General features: G+C 71.4%; 23 protein-coding genes. 10 read left to right on the forward strand and 13 right to left on the reverse strand.

Annotated elements, in window-relative coordinates:
• Positions 1–60: 60 nt before the first annotated feature.
• The 3 genes from V8J39_RS15040 to ruvC form a co-directional block, all read right to left on the reverse strand.
• A complete protein-coding gene (locus V8J39_RS15040; RefSeq protein WP_336461747.1) occupies positions 61–468 on the reverse strand; it encodes a DUF6636 domain-containing protein in 408 nt (135 codons plus the stop codon).
• Positions 469–555: 87 nt separating this feature from the next.
• Complete coding sequence (ruvA, locus tag V8J39_RS15045; protein WP_336461748.1) at positions 556–1,239, reverse strand: Holliday junction branch migration protein RuvA; 684 nt, start codon at positions 1,237–1,239, stop codon at positions 556–558.
• A gap of 3 nt (positions 1,240–1,242) precedes the next feature.
• The gene (gene ruvC / locus V8J39_RS15050; protein WP_336461749.1) at positions 1,243–1,806 is read right to left on the reverse strand and encodes a crossover junction endodeoxyribonuclease RuvC; all 564 of its coding nucleotides are present in this window, start codon (positions 1,804–1,806) and stop codon (positions 1,243–1,245) included.
• A 361-nt stretch (positions 1,807–2,167) separates the two neighbouring features.
• Between ruvC and V8J39_RS15055 the strand changes: the two genes are divergently transcribed.
• A complete protein-coding gene (locus V8J39_RS15055; protein WP_336461907.1) occupies positions 2,168–2,359 on the forward strand; it encodes a DUF1127 domain-containing protein in 192 nt (63 codons plus the stop codon).
• A gap of 172 nt (positions 2,360–2,531) precedes the next feature.
• Here V8J39_RS15055 and V8J39_RS15060 read toward each other — a convergent pair whose 3' ends face one another.
• The 4 genes from V8J39_RS15060 to V8J39_RS15075 form a co-directional block, all read right to left on the reverse strand.
• The gene (locus tag V8J39_RS15060) at positions 2,532–2,843 is read right to left on the reverse strand and encodes a hypothetical protein (protein ID WP_336461750.1); all 312 of its coding nucleotides are present in this window, start codon (positions 2,841–2,843) and stop codon (positions 2,532–2,534) included.
• Between the two features lie 81 nt (positions 2,844–2,924).
• The gene (locus V8J39_RS15065; RefSeq protein ID WP_336461751.1) at positions 2,925–3,806 is read right to left on the reverse strand and encodes a 50S ribosomal protein L11 methyltransferase; all 882 of its coding nucleotides are present in this window, start codon (positions 3,804–3,806) and stop codon (positions 2,925–2,927) included.
• A 98-nt stretch (positions 3,807–3,904) separates the two neighbouring features.
• Positions 3,905–4,549 carry a peptide-methionine (S)-S-oxide reductase MsrA gene (gene msrA / locus V8J39_RS15070; RefSeq protein WP_336461908.1) on the reverse strand — a complete coding sequence of 215 codons (645 nt, stop codon included), beginning with the start codon at positions 4,547–4,549 and terminating at the stop codon, positions 3,905–3,907.
• Between the two features lie 86 nt (positions 4,550–4,635).
• The gene (locus tag V8J39_RS15075) at positions 4,636–5,217 is read right to left on the reverse strand and encodes an adenylate kinase (protein WP_336461752.1); all 582 of its coding nucleotides are present in this window, start codon (positions 5,215–5,217) and stop codon (positions 4,636–4,638) included.
• A gap of 212 nt (positions 5,218–5,429) precedes the next feature.
• Between V8J39_RS15075 and V8J39_RS15080 the strand changes: the two genes are divergently transcribed.
• The 3 genes from V8J39_RS15080 (at position 5,430) to V8J39_RS15090 (ending at position 7,314) form a co-directional block, all read left to right on the forward strand.
• Complete coding sequence (locus V8J39_RS15080) at positions 5,430–5,840, forward strand: COG4315 family predicted lipoprotein (protein WP_336461753.1); 411 nt, start codon at positions 5,430–5,432, stop codon at positions 5,838–5,840.
• Between the two features lie 68 nt (positions 5,841–5,908).
• Complete coding sequence (locus V8J39_RS15085; RefSeq protein WP_336461754.1) at positions 5,909–6,478, forward strand: sigma-70 family RNA polymerase sigma factor; 570 nt, start codon at positions 5,909–5,911, stop codon at positions 6,476–6,478.
• Positions 6,475–7,314, forward strand: coding sequence for an anti-sigma factor family protein (locus V8J39_RS15090; RefSeq protein WP_336461755.1), 840 nt, complete (start codon positions 6,475–6,477; stop codon positions 7,312–7,314). Before V8J39_RS15085 ends, V8J39_RS15090 begins: the two co-directional genes overlap by 4 nt.
• 58 nt (positions 7,315–7,372) lie before the next feature.
• Here the strand turns inward: V8J39_RS15090 and V8J39_RS15095 are convergent, their stop codons facing one another.
• On the reverse strand, positions 7,373–9,592 hold the full coding sequence (locus tag V8J39_RS15095) for a primosomal protein N' (protein WP_336461756.1): 2,220 nt from the start codon (positions 9,590–9,592) through the stop codon (positions 7,373–7,375).
• Between the two features lie 104 nt (positions 9,593–9,696).
• Between V8J39_RS15095 and fsa the strand changes: the two genes are divergently transcribed.
• From fsa to V8J39_RS15120, 5 genes are all read left to right on the forward strand, one after another.
• Positions 9,697–10,350 (forward strand): fructose-6-phosphate aldolase, encoded by a 654-nt coding sequence (fsa, locus tag V8J39_RS15100; RefSeq protein ID WP_336461757.1) that lies wholly within the window; start codon positions 9,697–9,699, stop codon positions 10,348–10,350.
• 295 nt (positions 10,351–10,645) lie between these two features.
• Entirely contained in the window at positions 10,646–11,374 is a 729-nt protein-coding gene (locus V8J39_RS15105) for a DUF484 family protein (protein WP_336461758.1), read from the forward strand.
• On the forward strand, positions 11,371–12,294 hold the full coding sequence (locus V8J39_RS15110; RefSeq protein WP_336461759.1) for a tyrosine recombinase XerC: 924 nt from the start codon (positions 11,371–11,373) through the stop codon (positions 12,292–12,294). The genes V8J39_RS15105 and V8J39_RS15110 overlap by 4 nt, the downstream gene beginning before the upstream one ends.
• 185 nt (positions 12,295–12,479) lie before the next feature.
• Positions 12,480–13,181: a CDP-alcohol phosphatidyltransferase family protein gene (locus tag V8J39_RS15115; RefSeq protein ID WP_336461760.1), complete on the forward strand. Its 702-nt coding sequence runs from the start codon at positions 12,480–12,482 to the stop codon at positions 13,179–13,181.
• Positions 13,182–13,265: 84 nt separating this feature from the next.
• Positions 13,266–14,219, forward strand: coding sequence for a hypothetical protein (locus V8J39_RS15120; RefSeq protein ID WP_336461761.1), 954 nt, complete (start codon positions 13,266–13,268; stop codon positions 14,217–14,219).
• On the opposite strand, the gene V8J39_RS15125 is transcribed toward V8J39_RS15120, so the two are convergent.
• The 5 genes from V8J39_RS15125 to V8J39_RS15145 form a co-directional block, all read right to left on the reverse strand.
• Positions 14,216–14,683 (reverse strand): methylated-DNA--[protein]-cysteine S-methyltransferase, encoded by a 468-nt coding sequence (locus V8J39_RS15125; protein WP_336461762.1) that lies wholly within the window; start codon positions 14,681–14,683, stop codon positions 14,216–14,218. The genes V8J39_RS15120 and V8J39_RS15125 overlap by 4 nt on opposite strands.
• Positions 14,683–17,622: an isoleucine--tRNA ligase gene (ileS, locus tag V8J39_RS15130; RefSeq protein WP_336461763.1), complete on the reverse strand. Its 2,940-nt coding sequence runs from the start codon at positions 17,620–17,622 to the stop codon at positions 14,683–14,685. Before ileS ends, V8J39_RS15125 begins: the two co-directional genes overlap by 1 nt.
• A gap of 421 nt (positions 17,623–18,043) precedes the next feature.
• Entirely contained in the window at positions 18,044–20,890 is a 2,847-nt protein-coding gene (gene polA, locus V8J39_RS15135) for a DNA polymerase I (RefSeq protein ID WP_336461764.1), read from the reverse strand.
• A 179-nt stretch (positions 20,891–21,069) separates the two neighbouring features.
• Entirely contained in the window at positions 21,070–21,534 is a 465-nt protein-coding gene (locus tag V8J39_RS15140) for a globin domain-containing protein (protein WP_336461765.1), read from the reverse strand.
• A gap of 93 nt (positions 21,535–21,627) precedes the next feature.
• Entirely contained in the window at positions 21,628–21,813 is a 186-nt protein-coding gene (locus V8J39_RS15145; RefSeq protein ID WP_336461766.1) for a zinc-finger domain-containing protein, read from the reverse strand.
• A gap of 259 nt (positions 21,814–22,072) precedes the next feature.
• Between V8J39_RS15145 and V8J39_RS15150 the strand changes: the two genes are divergently transcribed.
• Complete coding sequence (locus V8J39_RS15150) at positions 22,073–23,308, forward strand: efflux RND transporter periplasmic adaptor subunit (protein WP_336461767.1); 1,236 nt, start codon at positions 22,073–22,075, stop codon at positions 23,306–23,308.
• The last annotated feature ends 1 nt before the right edge of the window (position 23,309 follow it).

A 23,309-nucleotide genomic window follows, 5' to 3' on the forward strand; every position in this document is an offset into this window, starting at 1 on the left:
CCGGGCATGCGGGACGGGGGCGGGACGGGGGCGGGACGGGGACCGGCGCCGGCCGGCGGGTCAGAACACCTGCTGGCTGCGGCGCGACAGGAAAAAGCCGTGACCGTCGCGGTTCGCGCAGCGCAGGCCCTCGCGCGACGACAGGCAGCTGATCGCGCCGAACTGCGCGGTGACGCCGTAGCCGGCGGTGTCGAACCCGTCGCGGGAGCGGTCGAGCGGCTCGCACAGCATCTGCACCGGTCCGCGGTCGGTCATCGCGAACTTGTGGCCCCAGTCCGACACGCAGCCCGCCGGGCGCGGCGCCGCCGGCGGACCCGCGCGCTCGATGATGATGCAGATGACGTCAGAGCCGTCGGCCTCGACCCCGGCCGAACACTGGATGTTCTCGGACGGGGTCTCGAAGGTGAAGACATCGGCCGCGGCGGGCCCTGCGGCCAGCACCGTGGCGGCGACGACGAACGCGCGCATCTCCCTTCCCCCCTTGCGACACACCGGTTCCCCGAGCGTGCCGGGGGACCGGCCGCCGGTCAAGCCGGGCGACCGGGGCCGGCCGGGTCAGTCCTTGGGCGCAAGCAGCCGCAGCGCGGCGCGGATCAGGGCGGCAGTCCCGGCCTCGGGATCGGCGCCCGAGGCCTCGGCCACGGCGGCGGCGGCCTCGGACGCGCCGTAGCCGAGGTTCGACAGCGCCGAAAGCGCATCGGCCGTCGCCTGGGCCGAGGCCGGCGGCGGCGGCGGCGCGGCCTTGGCGGCACGCGGGCCCGGCGCGGCCGGCGCCTCGATCACGGCGTCGTCGGGCAGCGAGACGTCGACGGTCAGCGCCCCGCCCATCGCCATCACCTTCGGTGCCTTGTCCTTGAGGTCGAGCACGACCCGCTGCGCCAGCTTCGGGCCGACCCCGGGCGCCTTGCGGATCGCGCCCCAGTCGCCCAGCGCGATGGCGCGGCCCGTGCCCTCGGCCCCCAGCGTGCCGAGGATCGCGAGCGAGGCCTTGGCGCCGATCCCCTGCACCGATGTCAGCAGCCGGTGCCATTCCTTTTCCAGCAGGCTGGGAAAGCCGAACAGCTGCAGCAGGTCCTCGCGCACCAGCAGGTCGGTGTAGAGCGCGCAGGCCTGCCCGACCGGCGGCAGCGCGGCGGCCGTGCGCTCGGAGACGTGGACGATGTAGCCCACCCCCCGCACGTCGATCAGCACGTGGTCCATGGCGCGGTGCAGGATCACGCCGGCAATGCGTCCGATCATCTCTCAGGCCCTCTTCACGGCGCGTTTCGCGGCAATCTCGGCCCATCCCTTCGCCGCCGGCGCCCGGCGCGCGGCCTTGACCACGGCCGAGACGCGGCCCGCGCTTTGCAGGTGGTGGGCATGGGTGATGGCGATGGCCAGCGCGTCGGCGGCGTCCGGCCCCGCGACCTCGGCCCCCGGCAGGTGCACCCGGATCATGTGGCCGATCTGGTCCTTGTTGGCATGCCCGACGCCGACCACGGCCTTCTTCACCGCGTTGGGGGCGTATTCGCCGACGCTCAACCCCGCCCGCGCCGGCACCAGCAGCGCGATGGCGCGCGCCTGGCCCAGCTTCAGCGTGCCCGAGGCATCCTTGTTGACGAAGGTCTGCTCGACCGCGGCATGGGTCGGCGCGAAGCGGGCGACGACGTCGCCGATCTGTTCGAACAGCGCGAGCAGCCGCTGCGCGAGGTCGCCCTCGCCCGAGGTGCAGGTGCCGTTCCCGACATGGGTGAGTCGCGACCCCTCGACGTCGATCACCCCCCATCCGGTGGTCCGAAGCCCCGGATCGAGCCCCAGGATTCGCATCCGAGCCGCTGTCTGAGCTGTCACTGCCTGCCCCTTGCCGCCGGTGACCGGCGTTTCGTGTCTTTTCCGACCCACTAGCACGAAACGCGAACATTCACCAGCCGGAAGCCTTTGCGGCGGCTTCGCGACGGCCGGGCGGCGAAACCGGTCGGAAAGCGACACGCAGAGGCCCGATCACGACAGGGATCATGGCAGATTTGTGATTGCCTGACAGCGCCTTAACCGACCTGCCGAGCTATGCACGGCAAGCAGCCCTCGTATGCCATGACGCCCGCTTGTTTTGTCAAAGCGCCCGGATTATCTGCCGCTCATCGAAAGCGATGCCGAAGATTTCGGCAGTTTGAAAACAAGGATGAACGACATGGCCGCCTTTGAAACGAACCGCCTGGCTGCTCCGGGCGCCGGTGTTGGGATCGTGGGACGGCTCGTTGCCTCCGTCGCCGCCTGGAACGATGCCCGCGTCACCCGCAAGGCGCTTGCCCGCCTCAGCGACCGCGAGCTCGACGATATCGGGCTGAGCCGGGGCGACATCGACATGATCAGCGCCCGCTGATCCGCCGAAACGAGCCGACCACACGGACGGGGCCGTCGCAGCGATGCGCGGCCCTTTGTCGTTTCCGGGGGCGATGATCCCGGTTCGGGCAGGGCGTGCACGGCACGCCCCGACGGTCGCCCGACACTGTGCTTGAGTCAGTCAGAGACAGACGGCGCGGGCGCCAGCGGGGTCAGTTCCGGCGGCCGGCGATCAGGCGCGCGGCGCCACGGCTGACGGGATCGAGCGCGAGCACGATCGCGCCGGTGCGATCGATCGACTTGCCGCCTCGCAGCGCCGCGACGCGCGCCTCATAGGCGGCCTCGCCGATATGGGCGACGATCGCGATCTTCAGCACCATCACCGCCATGACGATGATCGCGAGGCTGCGCGCGATCGTGCGCAGCGCGCGTCCGCTGCGCGGCGAGGCCAGACGCTCCTCGACCGAGGCAAGCTCTGCATGAGCCTGCTCGATCCGGGCCAGCCTAAGCTGGAATCTGGCCATGTTCGGATCTGACATCCTGTCCTCGGTGCGCACGTCCGATCACCTTAACAGCAGCCGCCGCGGCGCGGGAAGCCCGTCCGGTCAGGGTTTCGCGGAAAGAACCAATGTCGTCCATTCACCCAGCTCTTTGCGCACATCGAGGACAAAGCCCTCGGCGACGTAGGCTGCCAGCGTCTCGTCCGCCTGCGGGTTCAGAATGCCCGACAGAATCACGCGGCCACCCGGCGCGGCATGGGCGGCGACCGAGGGGGCAAGCTCGATCAGCGGGCCCTTGAGGATGTTGGCGAAGATCAGGTCGAAGCGGCGCCCCTCGTAGGCGGGGTGGTCGAAGCCCGCGCATTCGAAACAGGACAGCCGGTCGCCAAGCCCGTTGGCCTCGGCATTGGCGAGCGCGGTCTCGACCGCGATCTGGTCGAGGTCCGAGGCGAGGATCTCGGGCGTGGCCTCTGCCCCCCAGACCCGGGCCGCGGCCATGGCCAGCACCGCGGTGCCGCAGCCAATGTCGGCGACGCTGCGGGCCGCGAAGCCGTCGTTGACCAGCGTGTCGAGCGCCAGCAGGCAGCCCTGCGTGGTGCCGTGGTGGCCGGTGCCGAAGGCCATCGCGGCCTCGATCAGCAGCGGCAGCGCCTGCGCGGGCACCTTGTCGGCGTCATGCGCGCCGTAGATGAAAAAGCGCCCGGCCTCGATCGGGTGCAGGTCGCGGCGGACATGGGCGACCCAGTCGGTCTCGGGGACCTCGGAGACGACGAAGGGCTGGGCACCATAGGCCGCGGCCAGCAGCGCAAGCTCGACATCGTCGGGACGATCGAGGAAATAGCCGCCGACTTCCCAGCGGCCCGAGCCGTCCTCGATCTCGAAGACGCCGACGCCGGTGGGCTCGGGCTCCATGTCCTCCATCGCCTCGCCGAGCGCCTCGGCGGGCTCGCGGCCGGCGAGCGTGGTCAGGGCGGTGAAGGTAGTCATGGCGGGCCTCGTGTCCAGCGGCGGAATGCCGGACCGGCCTTAGGCCCCCGCGGCCACAGGGTCAATGGCCGCGAGGGGTGGCGGGCGGCGCCGCGCCGTCAGACCGCGAGGCCGACCGGGCAGGTCACGCCGGTGCCACCGATGCCGCAATAGCCCTCGGGGTTCTTGGCGAGATACTGCTGGTGATAGTCCTCGGCAAAGAAGAACTCGGGCGCGGGCAGGATCTCGGTCGTGATCGCGCCATATCCGGCCGAGGCCAGCTGCACCGCGTACTTGCTGCGGGTGGCGCGGGCCGCGGCCTCCTGCTCGGGCGTGTAGGCATAGACGCCCGAACGGTACTGCGTGCCGCGGTCGTTGCCCTGGCGCATGCCCTGCGTCGGGTCGTGGTTTTCCCAGAACACCTTCAGCAGCTGCTCGTAGCTGATCACGGCCGGGTCGAAGATGACGCGCACGACCTCGTTGTGGCCGGTGAGGCCGGTGCAGACCTCGCGGTAGGTCGCGTTCGGGGTCAGGCCGCCGGCATAGCCGACCATGGTCAGCCACACGCCCGGGGTGTTCCAGAAGATCCGCTCGACGCCCCAGAAGCAGCCCATGCCGAACATGGCCTCGGCCATGCCGTCGGGCACCGGCGCGCGCAACGGCAGGCCGGACAGGAAATGGGTCTCGGCCGTCGGGATCGGCTCGGGCCGGCCCGGCAGGGCCTCGGCGCGGGTCGGCATCTCGGCGGGCTTGCCGAAAAGCATGTTCAGCATCGTGTCCTCCGCAGGATGGAACTCTGGTATGGGCTGCATCTAGTCACTGGCGGGCGCCGCCACCAGCCCCGTGCGGTTCAGGACCGCGCGATCGCCTGCTGCGCCCGGGGCGCGGGCAGCCCGCTGGCCAGCCAGTCGAGCGCGACCTGCACCAGCCGGTCGCGCGACGCGCGCGCATCCAGCCGCAGCACCGGGCAGGGCAGGTCGTCGAGCCAGCTGTCGTGCGCCAGCCGGCTGCGCCCGAGGAAATCGGCCCGGTCGTAGCCCGCGGCCCAGTCCATGAAGGCGCGATAGCTCTCGTACCGCTCGCCGCCCGGGTCGATGCGCGGGCCATAGCGCACGCGCTCGCGCCGCGACAGCCGCGCCAGCCGCACCTGCGGGTCGAGCGTGGTGAAGATCACGTGGCTCAGCCGCGGGATCACCGCCGCGTCGCCCCAGCCCATCGGCGATCCCGCCAGCACCCAGTCACCGCGCGGCAGCACCATCTCCCGCAGCAGGCGCACGCGCTCCTCGGCGGGCCTGCGCTCGCGGAACGGCGGGTCCGTGGGTTTCCAGAAGAAATCGTCGACCTCGAAGTGCTGGGTCTCGAGGGCGCCGGCCAAGGCGCGCGCCAGTGTCGAGCTTCCGGAGCCGCTGGCCCCGATCACAAGTATCCTCACCCGCGCAGCCTCCGCCCATGCAAGACCATCGAGTCACTCGGTTATCAAATTGGTAACACGGCCTGACCCAACCGGCGAGTCCCCTGCCCGGCTCACCTTCGCGTGAGCGGCGGGATGCCGCCCGCGCCGGCCGCGTCGTTGCAGACGGGTTCCACGCGATGGGGCCGGCCGGATCCGGCAGTCGGGTCCGCAGATCGAGAGGGAGTGCGACGATGGGCCTGATGACGATCAAGCGCCTGCCACCGGTGGTGGCGGCGGTCGCGGCACTGGCGGGCGCGATGCCGGCCGCGGCCGAGATGGCGATGGGCGGCGCGATGCCGATGATGCAGGGCGAGGGCATGCACAAGATGCTGACCGATGCCGAGGGCATGACGCTTTACACCTTCGACAAGGACGCGCAGGGGATGTCGGCCTGCTATGACGACTGCGCGATGAACTGGCCGCCGGCGCTTGCGGCCGAGGGCGCGATGGCCGAGGGCGATCTCGCGCTGACCGAGCGGCGCGACGGTGCGAAGCAGTGGACCTTCCGGGGCATGCCGCTCTACACATGGGCCAAGGACAAGATGGCCGGAGACATGTCGGGCGACGGCATGAACGGCGTGTGGCACGTGGCCAAGCCCTGACCGGGACCGACGGGACCGCCGGGGTCGCGGCCCCGGCGGCGCGTCTGGCCACGAGAAGGAATGCGGGTTTGGCGCTGAGGGGCGGCGGGACGGAGAGCGGCACGGGGGCGGGCGTCACGATCGACGGGATCGCGGCGCTGCTGCCGGCGTTGCGGCGGCACGCCCGGGCGATGCTGGGCGACGCCGCGGCCGCCGACGACCTCGTGCAGGACGTTCTGGAACGCGCGCTCGCCACTCGGGCGCAATGGCGCGGCGAGGGATCGCTCAAGGGCTGGCTGTTCCGGATCATGGTGAACCTGCACCGCGACGGGCTGCGCCGGCAGGCGGCGCGGGTGCGGCTGGTGCAGACCGACAGCCTGCCCGAGCGGGCGGTCAGCGGCGGACAGGACGGCCACCTGCGCCTGCGCGAGGTCGAGGCGGCGATGCAGCGCCTGCCCGAGGACCAGCGCCAGGCGCTGCTGCTGGTGGCGATCGAGGGGCTGAGCCTGTCCGAGGCCGCCGCGGTGGTCGAGGTGCCCGAGGGCACGCTGGTGTCGCGACTGGGCCGTGCCCGCGCGGCGCTGCGCGAGATGACGGGCGAGACGCCCGAGCCGCGCCCCGGCGCGCGGCGGGTCATGGACGGGAGCGGACGGCAATGAGCGGCGGAGATCGCGACAGGATCGGGGATCTGGCGCTGATCGCGCTCAGGCACGGGCGGCTGTCGGCGGCCGAGGCCCGGGCGCTGCAGGCCCGCGTCGACCGCGACCCGGCGGCCTTGGCGGTGCTGGCCGACTGGGACGCGCAGGACGATGCGCTGGCCGCGCTTTACGACCCGGTCGCCGCCGAGCCGCTGCCGCCCGCGATGACCGCGGCGCTCGAGGCCGCGCGGCGGGCCGAGGCGCCGCTGCGCGCGCCTGCGCGGCCACAGCCGGCGCCGGCGCCACGACGCGCGCTGTCCGGGCTGCGCAGGATCGCGGCCTCGGTCGCGCTGCTGGGCCTTGGCGCGGCGGGCGGCTGGGGGGCGGCGGTGACGATGCGGCCGGGGGGCGCGCCCGCGCCGATGTCGGTCTCGACCGCCGCAATGCGCGCGCACGAGGCCTTCGCGGTCGAGCCGATCCGCGCGGTCGAGGTCACCGGCGACAACCGCCCGCAGCTGGAAAGCTGGCTGTCGAAGCGGCTCGGGCACGAGATCGCGGCGCCGGATCTGGGCGCGCTCGGGTTCCGGCTGATGGGCGGGCGGATCGTGCCGATGGATCAGGGCCCGATGGACAGCGTCGCGGCGATGTTCATCTACGAAGACGATGCGGGCCACCGCGCCACGCTTTACGTCGCGCCCCAGCCCGCGGGGACCGAGACCGCCTTCCGCTTCGTCGACAAGGAGGGGATGCAGGGCTTCTGGTGGATCGACCGCGGCATGGGCTATGCCGTCGTCGGCACCTTCCCGCGCTCGGTGATCGAGAACCTCGCCTCGGCCGTGCACAGCCAGCTTGGATGAACGCGATCTTCTGGCCAGAAGACCGGCCAGAGATCGCCCCTGAGTTGCACAAATCCGATCAAAGGAAGCTTTGCGGGTCGATGTCGACCGCGAGGCGCGCGTTGTTGGGCACCTTCACCTGCGCGATCCACTCGGCGATCGCGGCCTGAAGCGGCGCGCCCTTGTCGGCCTTGACCAGCAGCCGGATCCGGTGGCGCCCGCGCACCCGCGCGATCGGCGCCGGCGCCGGTCCCCAGACCTCGGCCCCGATGCGGCGCAGCGGGTCGGCACGGCGCGCCAGTTCTGTTCCAAGGTCATGCGCCGCGCCGAGATCGGGCGAGGACAGGATGATCCCCGCCATCCGGCCGAAGGGCGGCATGCCGGCGGCGCGGCGGCCCTCGGCCTCGGCGCGCCAGAACCCCTCCTCGTCGCCCGACAGGATCGCGCGGATCACCGGATGTTCGGGCTGGAAGGTCTGCAACAGCGCCACGCCGGGCTTCTCGGCCCGGCCCGCGCGGCCCGCGACCTGCCGCATCAGCTGAAAGGTCTTCTCGGCCGCGCGCAGGTCTGACCCCTGCAGGCCAAGATCCGCGTCGATGACGCCCACCAGCGTCAGCAGCGGGAAATTGTGGCCCTTGGCCACGAGTTGCGTGCCGATGATGATGTCGGCGCCCCCTGCCGCGATGTCGGTGATCGCCTGTTTCAGCGCCCGGGCCGAGCCGAAAAGGTCCGAGGACAGCACCGCCACGCGCGCATCCGGGAACTTGGCCGCGACCTCCTCGGCCAGCCGCTCGACCCCGGGCCCGACCGGGGCGAGCTTGCCCTCGACCCCGCAGGAGGGGCAGGCCTGCGGGATCGGCTTCGTCTCGCCGCACTGGTGGCAGACGAGGCGCTTCTGGAACCGGTGCTCGACCATCCGCGCGTCACACTGGTCGCAGCCGATCTGGTGGCCGCAGGCACGGCAGACCGTCAGCGGCGCGAAGCCGCGGCGGTTGAGGAACAGCAGCGACTGTTCCCGCGCCGCGATCCGCGCCGTCACCGCCCGCGCCAGCGCCGGCGAGATCCAGGTCGACGCCTCGAGCCGCTCCTCGCGCATGTCGATCGTCGCCATCTCGGGCAGGACCGAGGCGCCGAAGCGCGACTGCAGGTCGATGCGGGCGTATTTGCCGGTGTCGGCATTCACCCAGGTTTCCAGCGACGGCGTGGCCGAGGCCAGTACGACCTGCGCATCGGCCAGCGCCGCGCGCAGCACCGCCATGTCGCGCGCATTGTAAAGGACGCCATCCTCCTGTTTGTAGGATCCGTCATGTTCCTCGTCGACGACGATCAGCCCGAGATCCCGAAACGGCAGGAAAAGGGCTGATCGCGCGCCGATCACCATCTGCGCCTGGCCCTCGGCCACCATGCGCCAGACCCGGCGCCGCTCGGTCTGGGTCACGCCCGAATGCCACTCGGCGGGCCGCGCGCCGAAGCGCGCCTCGACCCGGGTCAGGAACTCGGCCGTCAGCGCGATCTCGGGCAGCAGCACCAGCGCCTGCCGGCCCTGCCGCAGGCATTCGGCGACCGCCTCGAGATAGACCTCGGTCTTGCCCGAGCCGGTGACCCCCTTCAGCAGCGTCGTGCCGTAGCGCCCCGTGGCCACCGCCGCCGCCAGCCGCGCCGCGCCATCGGCTTGGTCGGGCGCCAGCGCCTTGCCGGGCCGGCCGGGATCGAGCGGCGGGAACGGCTGGTCGCGCGGCGCCTCGATCTCGTCGATGGCGCCGGCCTTCACGAGGCCCTTCACCACCGCGCTCGAGGCGCCCGAGGCCGCCGATATCTCGGACAGGGTCAGGGCGGCGCCGTCGTATTCGGCCATCGCCTCGAGCACGCGCTCGCGCGGTTCGGTCATCCGCGCCGGCACATGGCCGTTCGCGCGGTACAGCAGCCGCACGCCCGGCGGCTCGCCCAGGCCCGGCGCGCGCGTCGCCAGCCGCAGCATCGCCGAGGGCGCGGTCAGCGTGTAGTCCGCCGCCCGCACCAGGAAGTCGCGCAGCGGCCCGGGCATCGGCGGCGCATCCAGCACCCGGTTCACGCGGCGCAGCTTCGCCGCGTCGAACCCGCCCTCGCCCGGGCCCCAGACCACGCCCAGCACCAGCCGCGGCCCGAGCGGCACCGCCACATAGGCCCCCGCGTCGCAGCCGCCCTCGGGCGCCAGATAGTCGAGAACCCGCCCCACCGGTTCGGCCGTCAGCACGGCGACCCGCGCGCCTTCGGGGAATTCGGCCGGCGGGCCATCGGTGAAAAGCGGCAGATCAGCCATGCCGCGCGGGCCTCGGGGCTTCCGCGACGCGGCTGGTTGCGCTATCAGGTGCACGATTTGTCAGGGGGGCAGGCAAACGGTCCCCCGCCCCAAGGAGGCCGGACATGAAATTCTTCGTCGATACCGCCGACATCGCCGCCATCAAGGAGCTGCACGCCCTTGGCATGGTCGATGGCGTGACCACCAACCCGTCGCTGATCCTGAAGTCGGGGCGCAACATCCTCGAGGTCACCAAGGAGATCTGCGATCTGGTCGAGGGCCCGGTGTCGGCCGAGGTCGTGGCCACCGAGGCCAAGGACATGATCGCCGAGGGCATGAAACTGTCCGCCATTGCCGATAACATCGCGATCAAGGTGCCGCTGACCTGGGCCGGGCTGACCGCCTGCAAGGCTTTCGCATCCGAGGGCAAGATGGTCAACGTCACGCTCTGCTTCTCGGCCGGGCAGGCACTGCTGGCCGCCAAGGCGGGCGCGGCCTTCATCTCGCCCTTCGTCGGCCGGCTGGACGACAACGGCATCGACGGCTGCGAGCTGATCAACGACATCCGCACGATCTATGACAACTACGACTTCCAGACCGAGATCCTGGCGGCCTCGGTGCGCACGGTGAACCACGCGATCGAATGCGCCCGCATCGGCGCCGACGTGATGACCGCCCCGCCCGCGGTGATTAAGGCGATGGCGAACCACGTGCTGACCGACAAGGGGCTCGAGCAGTTCACCAAGGACTGGGCCGCGACCGGCCAGAGCATTCTCTGACCACCGTGCCGGCGGGGCGCCTGCCCCGCCGGACCGCGTGCCCCCGGACGATCCCCGGGCGCCGACCGGGGGGCGGAGCGGGCCGTTGCCGATCCGCCGCGCCTGCCCCGCCGGACCGCGTGCCCCCGGACGATCCCCGGGCGCCGACCGGGGGGCGGAGCGGGCCGTTGCCGATCCGCCGCGCCTGCCCCGCCGCCACGATCGGGGCGATTGCCGCCCCGCGGCCAAGCCGCTACCCTGCCGCCCAACGAGGTCCGATCAAGGACCCGCGAGCAGCAGACCAAGGATGGCAGGCATGGTGGATCCCGCCGAGAAGACCGATTCCCCCGAAGTGATCGCCGCGCGGCTGCGCGCGCTGGTCATCGCCCAGCCCGAGGTGGTGCTGGAGGACCGCGACCTGATGAAGGCGCTGGTCGCGGCGAACGAGCGCGCGATGGGCGCCAACATCGTCGATCTGCGCGGCATCGCCATGGCGCGGCTCGAGCAGCGGCTCGACCGGCTCGAGGACACGCACCGCTCGGTGATCGCGGCGGCCTACGAGAACCTCGCCGGCACCACCCAGATCCACCGCGCCGTCCTCAGCATCCTCGAGCCCGCGACCTTCGAGGACTTCCTGGCCGAGCTGGAGGGCGGGCTGCAGGGGCTGCTGCGGCTGGACGCGCTGCGCCTGGTGCTGGAGAGCCGCCAGTCGGACGAGGATCCGGCGCTGGCGCATCTGGGCGAGGTGCTCTGCATCGCCGAGCCGGGCTTTGTCGCCGCCTACATGCGCGGCCCCCGCAACGGCGCGGTGCGCGACGTGGTGCTGCGCCAGACCCGGCCGACGACCGACGGCGTCTATGGCGAGCGGGCCGACTTCGTCCGCTCCGAGGCGGTGCTGCGGCTGAACCTCGGGCCGGGACGGCTGCCGGGGATGCTGGTGCTGGGCTCCGAGGACCCGCATCACTTCAAGCCGTCGCAGGGCACCGACCTGCTGGGCTTCTTCGCCGGCGCCTTCGAGCGGGCGATGCGGCGCTGGCTCGCATGAGCCTGATGCTGACCCCGGCCCTGCGCGACGCGCTGCAGGCCTGGGGCACGCATCTTGGCGCGCTCGAGGGCGCGGCGCCGCGCACCGTCACCGCCTATCGCGCCGACGTGTCGGAGTTCCTGGGCTTCCTGGCCGGGCACTGGGACGAGCCGGTGGCGCCCGGCCCGCTTGGGCGGATCTCGGCCGCGGACCTGCGGGCCTGGATGGCGCACCAGCGCAACGGCGGCGTCGGGGCCCGCACCCTTGCGCGGCAGCTGTCGTCGGTGCGCAGCTTCTACCGCTGGCTGTCGGACCGCGAGGGGTTCGACGCGACCGTGGTGCTGTCCGCGCGCTCGCCGCGCTTCAAGAAGCCGCTGCCCCGGCCGCTCGCCCCCGATGCGGCCCGCGCGATGATCGAGGCGGTCGAGGTGCAGGCGCTCGAGCCCTGGATCGCGGCGCGCGACGCGGCCGTGCTGACGCTGCTGTGGGGCTGCGGGCTGCGGATCTCCGAGGCGCTGGGCCTGACCGGGGCCGATGCGCCGCTGGCCGAGGTGCTGCGGATCCGCGGCAAGGGCGGCAAGGAACGGCTGGTGCCGGTGCTGCCGGCGGCGGCCCGCGCGGTCGAGGCCTATCTTGCCGCCGCGCCCTTTGCGCGCGATCCCGCGGGGCCGCTGTTTCGCGGCGCGCGCGGCGGGGCGCTGAACGCGCGCATCGTCGCCAAGGCGATGGAAACGGCGCGGATGGGCCTCGGGCTGCCGGCGACGGCAACGCCGCACGCGCTGCGCCACAGCTTCGCCACGCACCTGCTGGCCGCCGGCGGCGACCTGCGCACGATCCAGGAGCTGCTGGGCCACGCCTCGCTGTCGACGACCCAGGCCTATACCGCCGTCGATGCCGCCCGCTTGCTGGAGGTCTACGAGGCCGCGCACCCGCGCGCCTGAACCGGCGCCTTCGCCCGGGGACGGGACAGTGGCCGCCGTGTCGGGGCCCCGAGACGCCTTCCTCGCCCGCGTCCGCCCCCTGTCGAAGGCCCGCGTGACGCCGCGCTTGCCGAAACCTGCGGGAACTTCGCGCGGACCTCAGGGCTTGGTTGCGGAGTCGTCACTTTTCAGTCATCAGGGGGCCCATGTCGCTGCGCCTCAAGGCCCTCTCGGTCCACCTTCTCACCGCCACCGGCGCGGTCCTGTCCATGCTCGCGCTGCTGGCGGCGGTCGAGGGCGAGTGGGCGAAGATGTTCTGGTGGCTGGTGGTGGCGCTGTTCGTCGACGGCATCGACGGGCCACTGGCCCGCCGCTACGAGGTGAAGAAGAACTTCCCCACCTATGACGGCGTCCTGATGGACCTGATCGTCGACTACCTGACCTATGTCTTCATCCCCGCCTATGCGCTGTTCAAGTCGGACCTGCTGCCGGGCTGGACCGGATGGACCGCGATCATCGTCATCGTCTACGGCTCGGTCGTCTATTTCGCCGACACCCGGATGAAGACGAAGGACAACAGCTTCGCCGGGTTCCCGGGCTGCTGGAACATGGTGGTGCTGGTGCTGTTCGCGCTAAAGCCGCCGTTCTGGATCACGCTCGCGCTGGTCGTGGCGCTGGCGGTCGCGATGTTCCTCAACCTCAAGTTCATCCACCCGGTGCGGACCGAGCGCTGGCGTTGGCTGTCGCTGCCGATGGCGCTGGGCTGGACCTTCTTCGCGGGCTGGGCCGCCTGGGTCGATTTCGATCCGCAGAGCTGGGCGCACTGGGGGCTGGTGATCACGTCGCTCTACCTGCTGCTCGCCGGCATCGTGCAAGAGCTGTTTCCGAAGGCACGCGCGCACAATTGACGCGAAGCCGGTGGCAGGTGCTCTTGCCGGGCGCGGGAAACCGGATCATCCTGCGGCGGAAGGCAGCCAGATCCGGAGAACGCCATGCAATCCCTCGCGATCCTTCACGCCGCGCAGACCGCCCGGCTGATGACCATCGCCGATCAGGCCAACCGGCCGAACCCGATGCGCGAGGCCCTGCTTGAGCTGCCGCGCGAGCGCAACGCGATGCTCGACTGGCTGTTCTACGACCTCGACAAGCTGCACAACCACGAAGCGGCCGAGATGGCGCCGCGCTATGCCGCGCCCGGCTCGGTGCTGATGGTCGGCAATTCCGACCACCCCGATGTCGAACGCTTCGACCATTTCGACGATTTCCGCGCCTCGCGCCACAGCCAGGCCTGCAAGGCGCTGGTGGTGGCGGGCGGCGGCTCGTCGGCGCTGGGGGCCGCGGCCTTCGCCCGCAACGTCGGCGACGCACTGGACGCGCCGGTGCTGGCGGTGGTCTCGGGCTATGGCGTGTCGGACCTGATGACCGAGGTGATGGGCGGGATGCTGTGGTTCACCCAGCTGATGCGCAACCGCCACCAGTTCGAGATGCTCGACCTGCTGTCGCGGCCGCACGGATCGACCTTCGCCTATTCCAAGGTGCCCGGCCTTGACGAGGCGACGGGCGCACAGGATGCCAAGACCGTCGCCGCGATCCTGGCCGACCACCCGTTCGAGGTGATCGTCGGCCATTCCAAGGGCAATGTCGTGATCTCGGACGCGCTGTCGATTCTGGCCGACAGCCAGCCCGACAAGGCCGCGGCGCTGGCCAAGTCGCTGACGGTGATCCAGATCTCGACCCGGATCGCGCTGCCCGAGGGCTTCCGCGCCGTCACCATCATGGGTGAGCAGGACAATTACGGCGAGATGAACTCGGACAAGGAGATCGAGACCGACTTCATCATCCCCGGCGCCTGGCACCACACCAACACCGAGCTGTCGGGCCATCTCGACGTCACCAACGCGGTGGAACAGGCGGTCAAGCGCGCCCGCGAGGCGAAGGCCGCCTAAAGCAGCAGCCCGCCCTGCCCCGGGATCTCGGCGCCCTCGAGGCGCAGCAGGGAAAGCTTGGTCTCGATCCCGCCGGGGGCCGAGAAGCCGCCGAGGTGCCCGGTCCCGAGGACCCGGTGACAGGGCACGATGATCGGGATCGGGTTCGCGCCGCAGGCCTGACCGATCGCCTGCGCCGAGACCCCCAGATCGCGCGCGAGATCGCCGTAGCGCCGCGTGGCGCCGAAGGGGATCGCGACCAGCGCCGCAAGGAACCGCGCGCGGAACCCCTCGCCCAGGTCCAGCGGCAGATCGAACCGCCGCAGGCGGCCGGCGAAATAGGCCGCCAGCTGGTCGCGCGCGGCGGCCAGCAGCGGGGTCTCGTCGGTCGCCGGCAGGTCGGACCAGCGCAGCCGGGTGATCCGGCCGGCGGTCTCGGTGACGGTGACCCGCCCGAACGGACCGGTCACCGCCAGTTCGGGCATCAGCGCCCCGTCGCGCCCAGCGCGGCGTCGCAGCGCGCGCAGGTGCCGGGATGGGCATGGCTGCCGACGTCGGGCAGGATCTGCCAGCACCGGCCGCATTTCTCGCCCATCGCCTTTTCGAACACGACGCCCACGCCGGGCACGTCGCCCAGGCGGAACGCCTCGGCCGGGGCCGGATCGCCGGTCAGCGCCAGCGCCGAAGTGATGCAGACCTCGGCGAAATCGACCGATTTCAGCGCCGCCAGAAGATCGGCATCCTCGACATGGACCACCGGGGCCGCCTCGAGGCTGGCGCCGATCTCCTTGGCGGTGCGCTGCACCTCGAGCGCGGCGGTGACCGCGCGGCGGGTGCGGCGGATGCCGTCCCACTTGGCGGCGAGACCCGGGTTCAGCCAGGCGGCGGGCGTCTCGGGCATGTCCTCGAGATGGACCGAGGATCGCTCGCCCGGGAACCGCTCGAGCCAGACCTCCTCCATCGTGAAGACGAGGATCGGGGCCAGCCAGGTCACCAGCCGGTGGAACAGCAGGTCCATCACCGTGCGCGCGGCACGCCGGCGCAGCGAGTCGGGCGCGTCGCAATAGAGCGCGTCCTTGCGGATGTCGAAATAGACCGACGACAGGTCGAGCGTGCAGAAGGTGAACAGCTTCTGGAACACGCCCTGGAAGTCATAGGCGGCATAGCCCTTGCGCACCTCGCCATCCAGTTCGGCCAGCCGGTGCAGCACCCAGGCCTCCAGCTCGGGCATCTGCTCGGGCGCGACGCGCTCGGCCTCGGTGAAGCCGTTGAGCGAGCCGAGCAGGAAGCGCAGCGTGTTGCGCAGCCGCCGGTAGCTGTCGGCGGTGCCCTTCAGGATCTCTTTGCCGATCCGCAGGTCTACGGTGTAGTCGGACTGCGCGACCCACAGCCGCAGGATGTCGGCGCCGTACTGGTCGATGACCTCTTGCGGGGCCACGGTGTTGCCGAGCGACTTGGACATCTTCATGCCCTTCTCGTCCAGCGTGAAGCCGTGGGTCAGCACGCCGCGATAGGGCGCGCGGCCCTTGGTGCCGCAGGCCTGCAGCATCGAGGAATGGAACCAGCCGCGGTGCTGGTCGGTCCCCTCGAGGTAGAGATCGGCAAGCCCGTCCGCGGTGCCGTCCTTGCGGTCGCGCAGCACGAAGGCATGGGTCGAGCCGCTATCGAACCACACGTCGAGCACGTCGAAGATCTGGGTGTAGGCCGCCGGGTCGACGATGCCGTCCAGCATCTTGTCCTTGAAGCCCTCGGTGTACCAGACATCGGCGCCCTCGGCCTCGAAGGCCTCGGCGATGCGGGCGTTGACGGCGGCGTCACGCAGCAGGAAGTCGGCATCGGTGGGCCTGGCACCGGCCTTGACGAAGCAGGTCAGCGGCACGCCCCAGGCGCGCTGGCGCGACAGCACCCAATCCGGGCGGCTCTCGATCATCGAGTGCAGACGGTTGCGCCCGCCCGCCGGGGTCCATTCGACCAGCCGGTTGATCGAGTTCAGCGCCCGCGCGCGGATCGTGGTGCCGTAGCTATCCATGCCGTCGTTCAGGTCGCGGTCGATGGCCACGAACCACTGCGGCGTGTTGCGGTAGATCAGCGGCGCCTTCGAGCGCCAGCTGTGCGGGTAGGAATGCTTCAGCTTGCCCTTGGCCAGCAGCGCGCCCTGGCCCGCCAGCGCCTTGATGTTGCCGACGTTCGCCGGGCCTTCCTTGCCGTCGGGCAGGATGATCGCCTGGCCGCCGAACACCGGCAGGTCGGTGCGGTAGCTGCCGTCCGGCTCGACGTTGTAGGTCATCGGCAGGCCGAACTTCAGGCCCAGCTGATAGTCGTCGTCGCCATGGCTGGGCGCGGTGTGCACGAAGCCCGTGCCCGCGTCGTCGGTGACGTGGTCGCCCGGCAGCATCGGCACGTCGAAGTCCCATTCGCCGGCGCCGCCCTCGATCCCGCGATAGGGATGGGCGAGGGTCAGCGCGCCGAGTTCCTCGGCGCCCACGTCGCGCAGGCGGCGGTACATGGTGTCGTCAAGCTTGGCCTGCGCCATCACCTGGCCGGCCAGCGTATCGGCCAGCACGAGGTATTCGCCGATCGTGGCCTGGCTCTGCTCGGGCCGGCCGGTGACCTCGTAGAGCCCGTAGGAGATCGCGGGGCCGAAGGCCACGGCGCGGTTCTGCGGGATCGTCCAGGGGGTGGTGGTCCAGATCACCACCTTCGCACCGGCCATGTCGGCGGGCGCGCCCGCGACGATCGGGAAGCGCACCCAGATCATGTGGCTGGTGTGGTCGTGGTATTCGACCTCGGCCTCGGCCAGCGCGGTCTTCTCGACCGGCGACCACATCACCGGCTTCGAGCCCTGGTAGAGCGAGCCGTTCATCAGGAAGGTCATGAATTCCCGCGCGATCACGGCCTCGGCGTGGAAGTCCATGGTCAGGTAGGGGTCGGCCCAGTTGCCGGTGACGCCGAGGCGCTTGAACTCCTCGCGCTGGATGTCGATCCAGCCCTCGGCGAAGCGGCGGCATTCCTGGCGGAAATCGACGACCGGCACGTCATCCTTGTTCAGGCCCTTGGCGCGGTACTGCTCCTCGATCTTCCACTCGATCGGCAGGCCGTGGCAGTCCCAGCCCGGGACATAGCGCGCGTCGCGGCCCATCATCTGCTGGCTGCGCACCACCATGTCCTTCAGCACCTTGTTCAGCGCGTGGCCGATGTGCAGGTGGCCGTTGGCATAGGGCGGGCCGTCATGCAGCGTGAAGGGCGCCCGGCCCGGCTTCTCGCGCAGGCGGTCGTAGACGCCGATCTCGGCCCAGCGCGCCAGCCAGCCCGGCTCGCGCTGCGGCAGGCCCGCGCGCATCGGGAAGGCGGTCTCGGGCAGGAAGACGGTGTCGCGGTAGTCGGGGGCGGTGGTCTCGGCGGGCGGGACGGTATCGGCGCACATCGGCGGACATCCTTGGAAACGGGGCCCCGGCGGCGCGCCGGCGCGGCCGGCGATCGGGGGCTGTCTGGGAACGGGGTCCGGGACGGGTCCCGGAGAGGTCTTCTGCAACGGGCGCCCGGGACGGCGGCATCGCGCGACCGGCCCCGGACGTCGGATCACCCGGCCGCCCTGAGGATCAGAGCGCCGGGCCGGTAATTCGCGCGATCGGCGCGGCGGTGAAGACCATCCGGTTCATGGCGGGCGTTATAGGCAGCGTCGCGGGGCTGGGCAAGTGGGAGGGGGCGCTGCCCCCGCCGCGGCCGGGGCCGCGGCCCCCCGGGACATTTCGTCCAAGGCGAAAGCCGTGCCGAGGGGGCGCTGCCCCCGCGCCTGCGGCGCCCCCCGGGATATTTGGACAAAGTCGAGGGGGGCGGAGAGGGCGTCAGTGCGCTTCGGCCCAGTTGGCGCCCTGGCCCGCGTCGACGACCAGGGGCACGTCGAGGGCGACGGCGGGATCGGCCGCGCCCTCCATCACCGCGCGGGCGCGACCGATCAGCGTGTCGACCGCGGCCTCGTCGACCTCGAACAGCAGTTCGTCGTGGACCTGCAGCAGCATCGTCGCCGGCAGGTCGGCGATGGCGCCGGGCATGCGGACCATGGCGCGGCGGATGATGTCGGCAGCGGCGCCCTGGATCGGGGCGTTGATCGCGGCGCGGCGCGCGAAGCCGGCGGTCGGGCCCTTCGCGTTGATCTCGGGCGTGTGCATCTTGCGGCCGAAGAGGGTCTGGACGTAGCCCGTCTGCTTCGCGAAGGCCACGGTCGCGTCCATGTATTCGCGGATGCCGGGGAAGCGTTCGAAATAGGTGTCGATGAAGGCCTGCGCCTCGGCCCGCGGGATGCGCAGGTTGCGCGCGAGGCCGAAGCCCGAGATGCCGTAGATCACGCCGAAGTTGATCGCCTTGGCCTGGCGGCGGACCATCGGGTCCATGCCCTCGAGCGGCACGTTGAACATCTGGCTTGCCGTCATCGCGTGGATGTCGATGCCGTCGCGGAACGCCTCCTTCAGCGCCGGGATGTCGGCGACATGGGCGAGGATGCGCAGTTCGATCTGGCTGTAGTCGAGCGAGACCAGCCGGCGGCCCGGGCCGGCGACGAAGGCCTCGCGGATGCGGCGGCCCTCCTCGGTGCGCACGGGGATGTTCTGCAGGTTCGGGTCGGTCGACGCCAGCCGCCCGGTCGCGGCGCCGGCGATGGAATAGGAGGTGTGCACGCGCCCCGTCTCGGGGTGGATATGGGTCTGCAGCGCGTCGGTGTAGGTCGATTTCAGTTTCGAGACCTGCCGCCAGTCGAGCACGCGCGCCGCGAGCGTGCGGCCGGCCTCGACATCGCCGTCGGCGGCGATGTCCTCGAGCACCTCGGCCCCGGTCGCATAGGCGCCGGTCTTGCCCTTGGACCCGCCCGAAAGACCGAGCCTGTCGAACAGGATCTCGCCCAGCTGCTTGGGCGAGCCGATGTTGAAGGGCTGGCCGGCAAGCTCGTGGATCTCGGCCTCGAGGCCCGCCATCTTCTGGGAAAAGGCGTTCGACATCCGCGAGAGCGTGTCGCGGTCGACGAGCACGCCCGCGCGCTCCATCGCCGCGAGCACCGGCACCATCGGGCGCTCCAGCGTCTCGTAGACCGTGGTCACCGCGGCCTGGTGCAGCCGGGGCTTGAGCACCTGCCACAGGCGGAAGGTCACGTCGGCATCCTCGGCCGCGTATTTGACCGCCTCGGCCACCGGGACGCGGTCGAAGGTGATCTGGCTCTTGCCCGAGCCGATCAGCTCCTTGATCGGGATCGGCTGGTGGCCGAGGTAGCGGTCCGACAGCTCGTCCATGCCGTGGTTGTGCAGGCCCGCGTTCTGCGCGTAGCTCATCAGCATCGTGTCGTCGACCGGGGCGACATCGATCCCGTACCGGCCGAGCATCTTCACGTCGTACTTGGCGTTCTGCGCGATCTTGAGGATCGCCGGGTCCTCGAGCACCGGCTTCAGCGCGGCGATCACCTCGTCGAGCGGCAGCTGGTCGGGCGCGGGCGCCTCGGCCGAGAACAGGTCGTCGCCGCCGGCGCGGTGGCCGAGCGGGATGTAGCAGGCCCGCCCCGGCGCGGTGGCAAGCGAGATCCCGACCAGATCGGCGCGCATCTCGTCGAGGCCGGTCGTCTCGGTGTCGAAGGCGACGAGGCCGCGGTCGGCGATCTCGGCGATCCAGTCCGCGAGCGCCGCGGCCGTGGTGATGCAGGCATAGCCGGCGGCGTCGAAGGGCAGGCGCTCGGGCTCGGGCGGCGGGGCGCCGGGGGTGGCGGCGCGATCGGCCGGGGCGGCGGCCGCGGCGGGTTCGGGCATGGCGGGCGCGGCGACGCCGAAGCTGTCGGCCACCCGCTTGGTCAGCGTGCGGAATTCCATCTGGTTGAGGAAGCCCATCAGCGTCTCGGCCTCGGGTGCGCGGATCGCGAGATCGGCGAGCGGCTCGTCCAGCGGGGTGTCGCAGTCGAGCGTGACGAGGCGCTTGGAGATGCGGATCATCTCGGCGTGGTCGATCAGGGTCTGGCGGCGTTTGGGCTGCTTGATCTCGCCCGCGCGGGCGAGCAGGCTTTCGACATCGCCGAACTCGTTGATCAGCAGCGCCGCGGTCTTGATGCCGATGCCGGGGGCGCCGGGCACGTTGTCGACCGAATCGCCCGCCAGCGCCTGCACGTCGACGACGCGCTCGGGGTAGACGCCGAACTTCTCGAACACCTCCTCGCGGCCGATGCGGCGGTCCTTCATCGGGTCGAGCATCTCGACCCCGTCGCCCACCAACTGCATCAGGTCCTTGTCGGACGAGATGATCGTCACCCGCCCGCCCGCCTCGCGCGCGCGGCAGGCGTAGGAGGCGATGATGTCGTCGGCCTCGTAGCCGTCGGTCTCGATGCAGGCGATGTTGAAGGCGCGGGTCGCGTCGCGCGTCAGCGGGAATTGCGGGCGCAGGTCCTCGGGCGGCTCGGGGCGGTGGGCCTTGTACTGGTCGTAGATCTGGTTGCGGAAGGTCTTCGAGGAATAGTCGAAGATCACCGCCACGTGGCTGGCCGCGTCGGGGCCGGAATTGCCCGAGACATAGCGGTAGAGCATGTTGCAAAAGCCCGCGACCGCGCCGATCGGCAGCCCGTCGGACTTGCGCGTCAGGGGCGGCAGCGCGTGGTAGGCACGGAAGATGAAGGCCGAGCCGTCGATCAGGTGCAGGTGGCTGTCCTTGGTGAAGTCTGCGGACATCTCGGCCCCTCCGTGTCGCGTCGGCTTGTCGCGCAGGAGTGACACAAAGGGCCGCAGGCTTCCAGTCCGCAGGCTTGCGGCCGCCACCGCCGGAACGCGCCGGCGGCGACCGGGCCGGCGGTCTTCAACCGGCGGGCTTCATCTGGCGGTCTTCGACGGGCGGGCCTTGGAGGCGGGCCTCAGCCGGCGGGGCGCATCGGCTGCGGCACGCCGGGGAAGGCCGGGCGGGCGCGCTCCTCGGTCGCGCCGGCGATCATCGTCGCGCTGACGAAGCCCAGCAGCCGGTCCCAGCCCGCGGCCGCCGCCGGGGTCCAGTCCGGGCCCGCAAGCTCGGCCAGAACCTCGACCAGGACCGTCTCGACCAGCTGGTAGTCGGGCGAGCGCACCCCCATCGCCGCGTGGCGCCTGCCATGCGCCCGCAGCGGCGACTCGAGCGCCTGCGGCTTGCGCAGCCCCGCCATCGCGATGTCCAGCGTCAGGTGCAGCTTGTGCGCCTGATCCTTCATCGTGCGCGGGAACAGGCTGCGCAGGTGCGGATTGGCACGGAACAGCCGTTCGTAGAACAGCAGGATCAGCTCCGGCTCGCGTTCCAGCGCGGCCGCGAAGCTTGACCGCACCGCCTCGATATCCTCGGAAGAAAACATCGCCCATTCCCTCGTCCATGCGGAAACGAGGGAACGACGCAAACGGCTAAGGCCGGATTAATCCCGCCCGTCGCGATGCCGGTCCTGCGGGGATCAGTGGTCGTCGTGCGCGTGGTCGCGGTCGATGACGAACCGCTTGTCGCAATAGCCGCATTCGACGAATCCGGTGTCCTGCGGGATCGTCAGCCAGACGCGGGGATGGCCCAGCGCGCCTTCGCCGCCATCGCAGGCGACCTTCCACTTGGTGACGACCTGGGTTTCCGGGGCGGCAATGCTCATCTCAAGGTCCATCCGTTCCTGAAGCGCTGGAAATCATAGCTGAAAGCCCGGCACGGGCAAGCCTTGGCCGCGACGTTTCGTCGCCGTCCGTCCCTTCCCGTCGGCCCCGGCCCACACCATTGGCCCGCACCGAAGGCCCTTGGCAAAGACCGTCGGCGCATCGCCGCCACGGAAAGCGGCAGGATGCAGCGCTTTCCTATGTGTTCGGTATTAACTTTGCACTATGGTCCCATCGAACCGGACAGTTCGAGACACCAAGATGCCCCGACGTGCCAGCCTCCCCGCCCTTCTCCTGGCCGCCCTTGCCGTGCAGGCCGCGCCGGCCCCCGCGCAGGTGGCCGCGCCGGATGCCGCCGAGACCCCGCGCGCCGAGGCGCCGGCCCTGCCCGCGATCTCGGTGGTGACGGTCGCGCGCCGCGCGCTGTCGGACCGGATCCGCGCCGCCGGCCTCGTGCAGCCGGTCGAACAGGTGCAGGTCCAGCCGCTGATCGAGGGGCAGCCGATCGACTCGCTCATGGTCGATGTCGGCGACCGGGTCGAGGCCGGGCAGCCGCTTGCCCGGCTGTCGGGCGCGACGCTCGACCTGCAGCGCAGCCAGTACGTCGCCAGCCGCGCCGCCGCCGTCGCCTCGATCGCGCAGGCCGAGGCGCAGAGGGTCGAGGCGCAGGCCTCGGCGCTCGAGGCGCAACGGGTGCTGCGGCGCACGCAGGCGCTGCGCGACCAGGGCACCACGGCGCAGGCCGCGCTGGACCAGGCCCAGGCCAGCGCCGATGCCGCGAATGCGCGCGTCACCGCCGCCGAAGAGGGGCTTCGCGCGGCGCAGGCCCAGCGCGACCTCGTCGACGCGCAGATCGCGGATGTCGACCTGCGGCTGCAGCGCACGCTGGTCGCGGCGCCGGTCGCGGGCATCGTCACCGAGCGGACCGCGCAGGTCGGCGCGGTCGCCACCGCCCAGGGCGAGCCGATGTTCACACTGATCCGCGACGGCGCGCTCGAACTGCGCGCCGACGTCGCCGAACAGGACATCGGCCGCCTCGCCCCCGGCCAGGCGGTCAGCCTGCACCCCGCGGGCGTGGCCGAGCCGCTGACCGGCACCGTACGGCTGGTCGAGCCCACGGTCGACGCCACCACGCGCCTTGGCCGGGTGCGCATCGGCATCGACGCCACCGACCGCATCCGCGCGGGCCAGTTCGCCGAGGCCGAGATCCTGGTCGAGCGGCGCGAGGCGCTGGCGCTTCCCGCCGCCGCGATCGCCCGCGGCGGCAGCGCCACCGGGGCCGCCGGGGCCGAGGCCAAGCGCGTGCGCGCCGACGGCACGGTCGAGGTGGCGCCGGTCACGCTGGGCATCCGCGACGGCGCCTGGGTCGAGATCCGCGAGGGCCTGTTCGCGGGCGACCGGGTCGTGGCGCGCGCCGGCGCCTTCGTGCGACCCGGCGACCGGATCAACCCGGTCGACGCTGCCGATACGCCCGACACGCCCGCGGCCGGGAACTGAG

This window comes from Frigidibacter sp. MR17.24 (assembly GCF_037095655.1).
Classification (GTDB): Bacteria; Pseudomonadota; Alphaproteobacteria; order Rhodobacterales; family Rhodobacteraceae; genus Frigidibacter.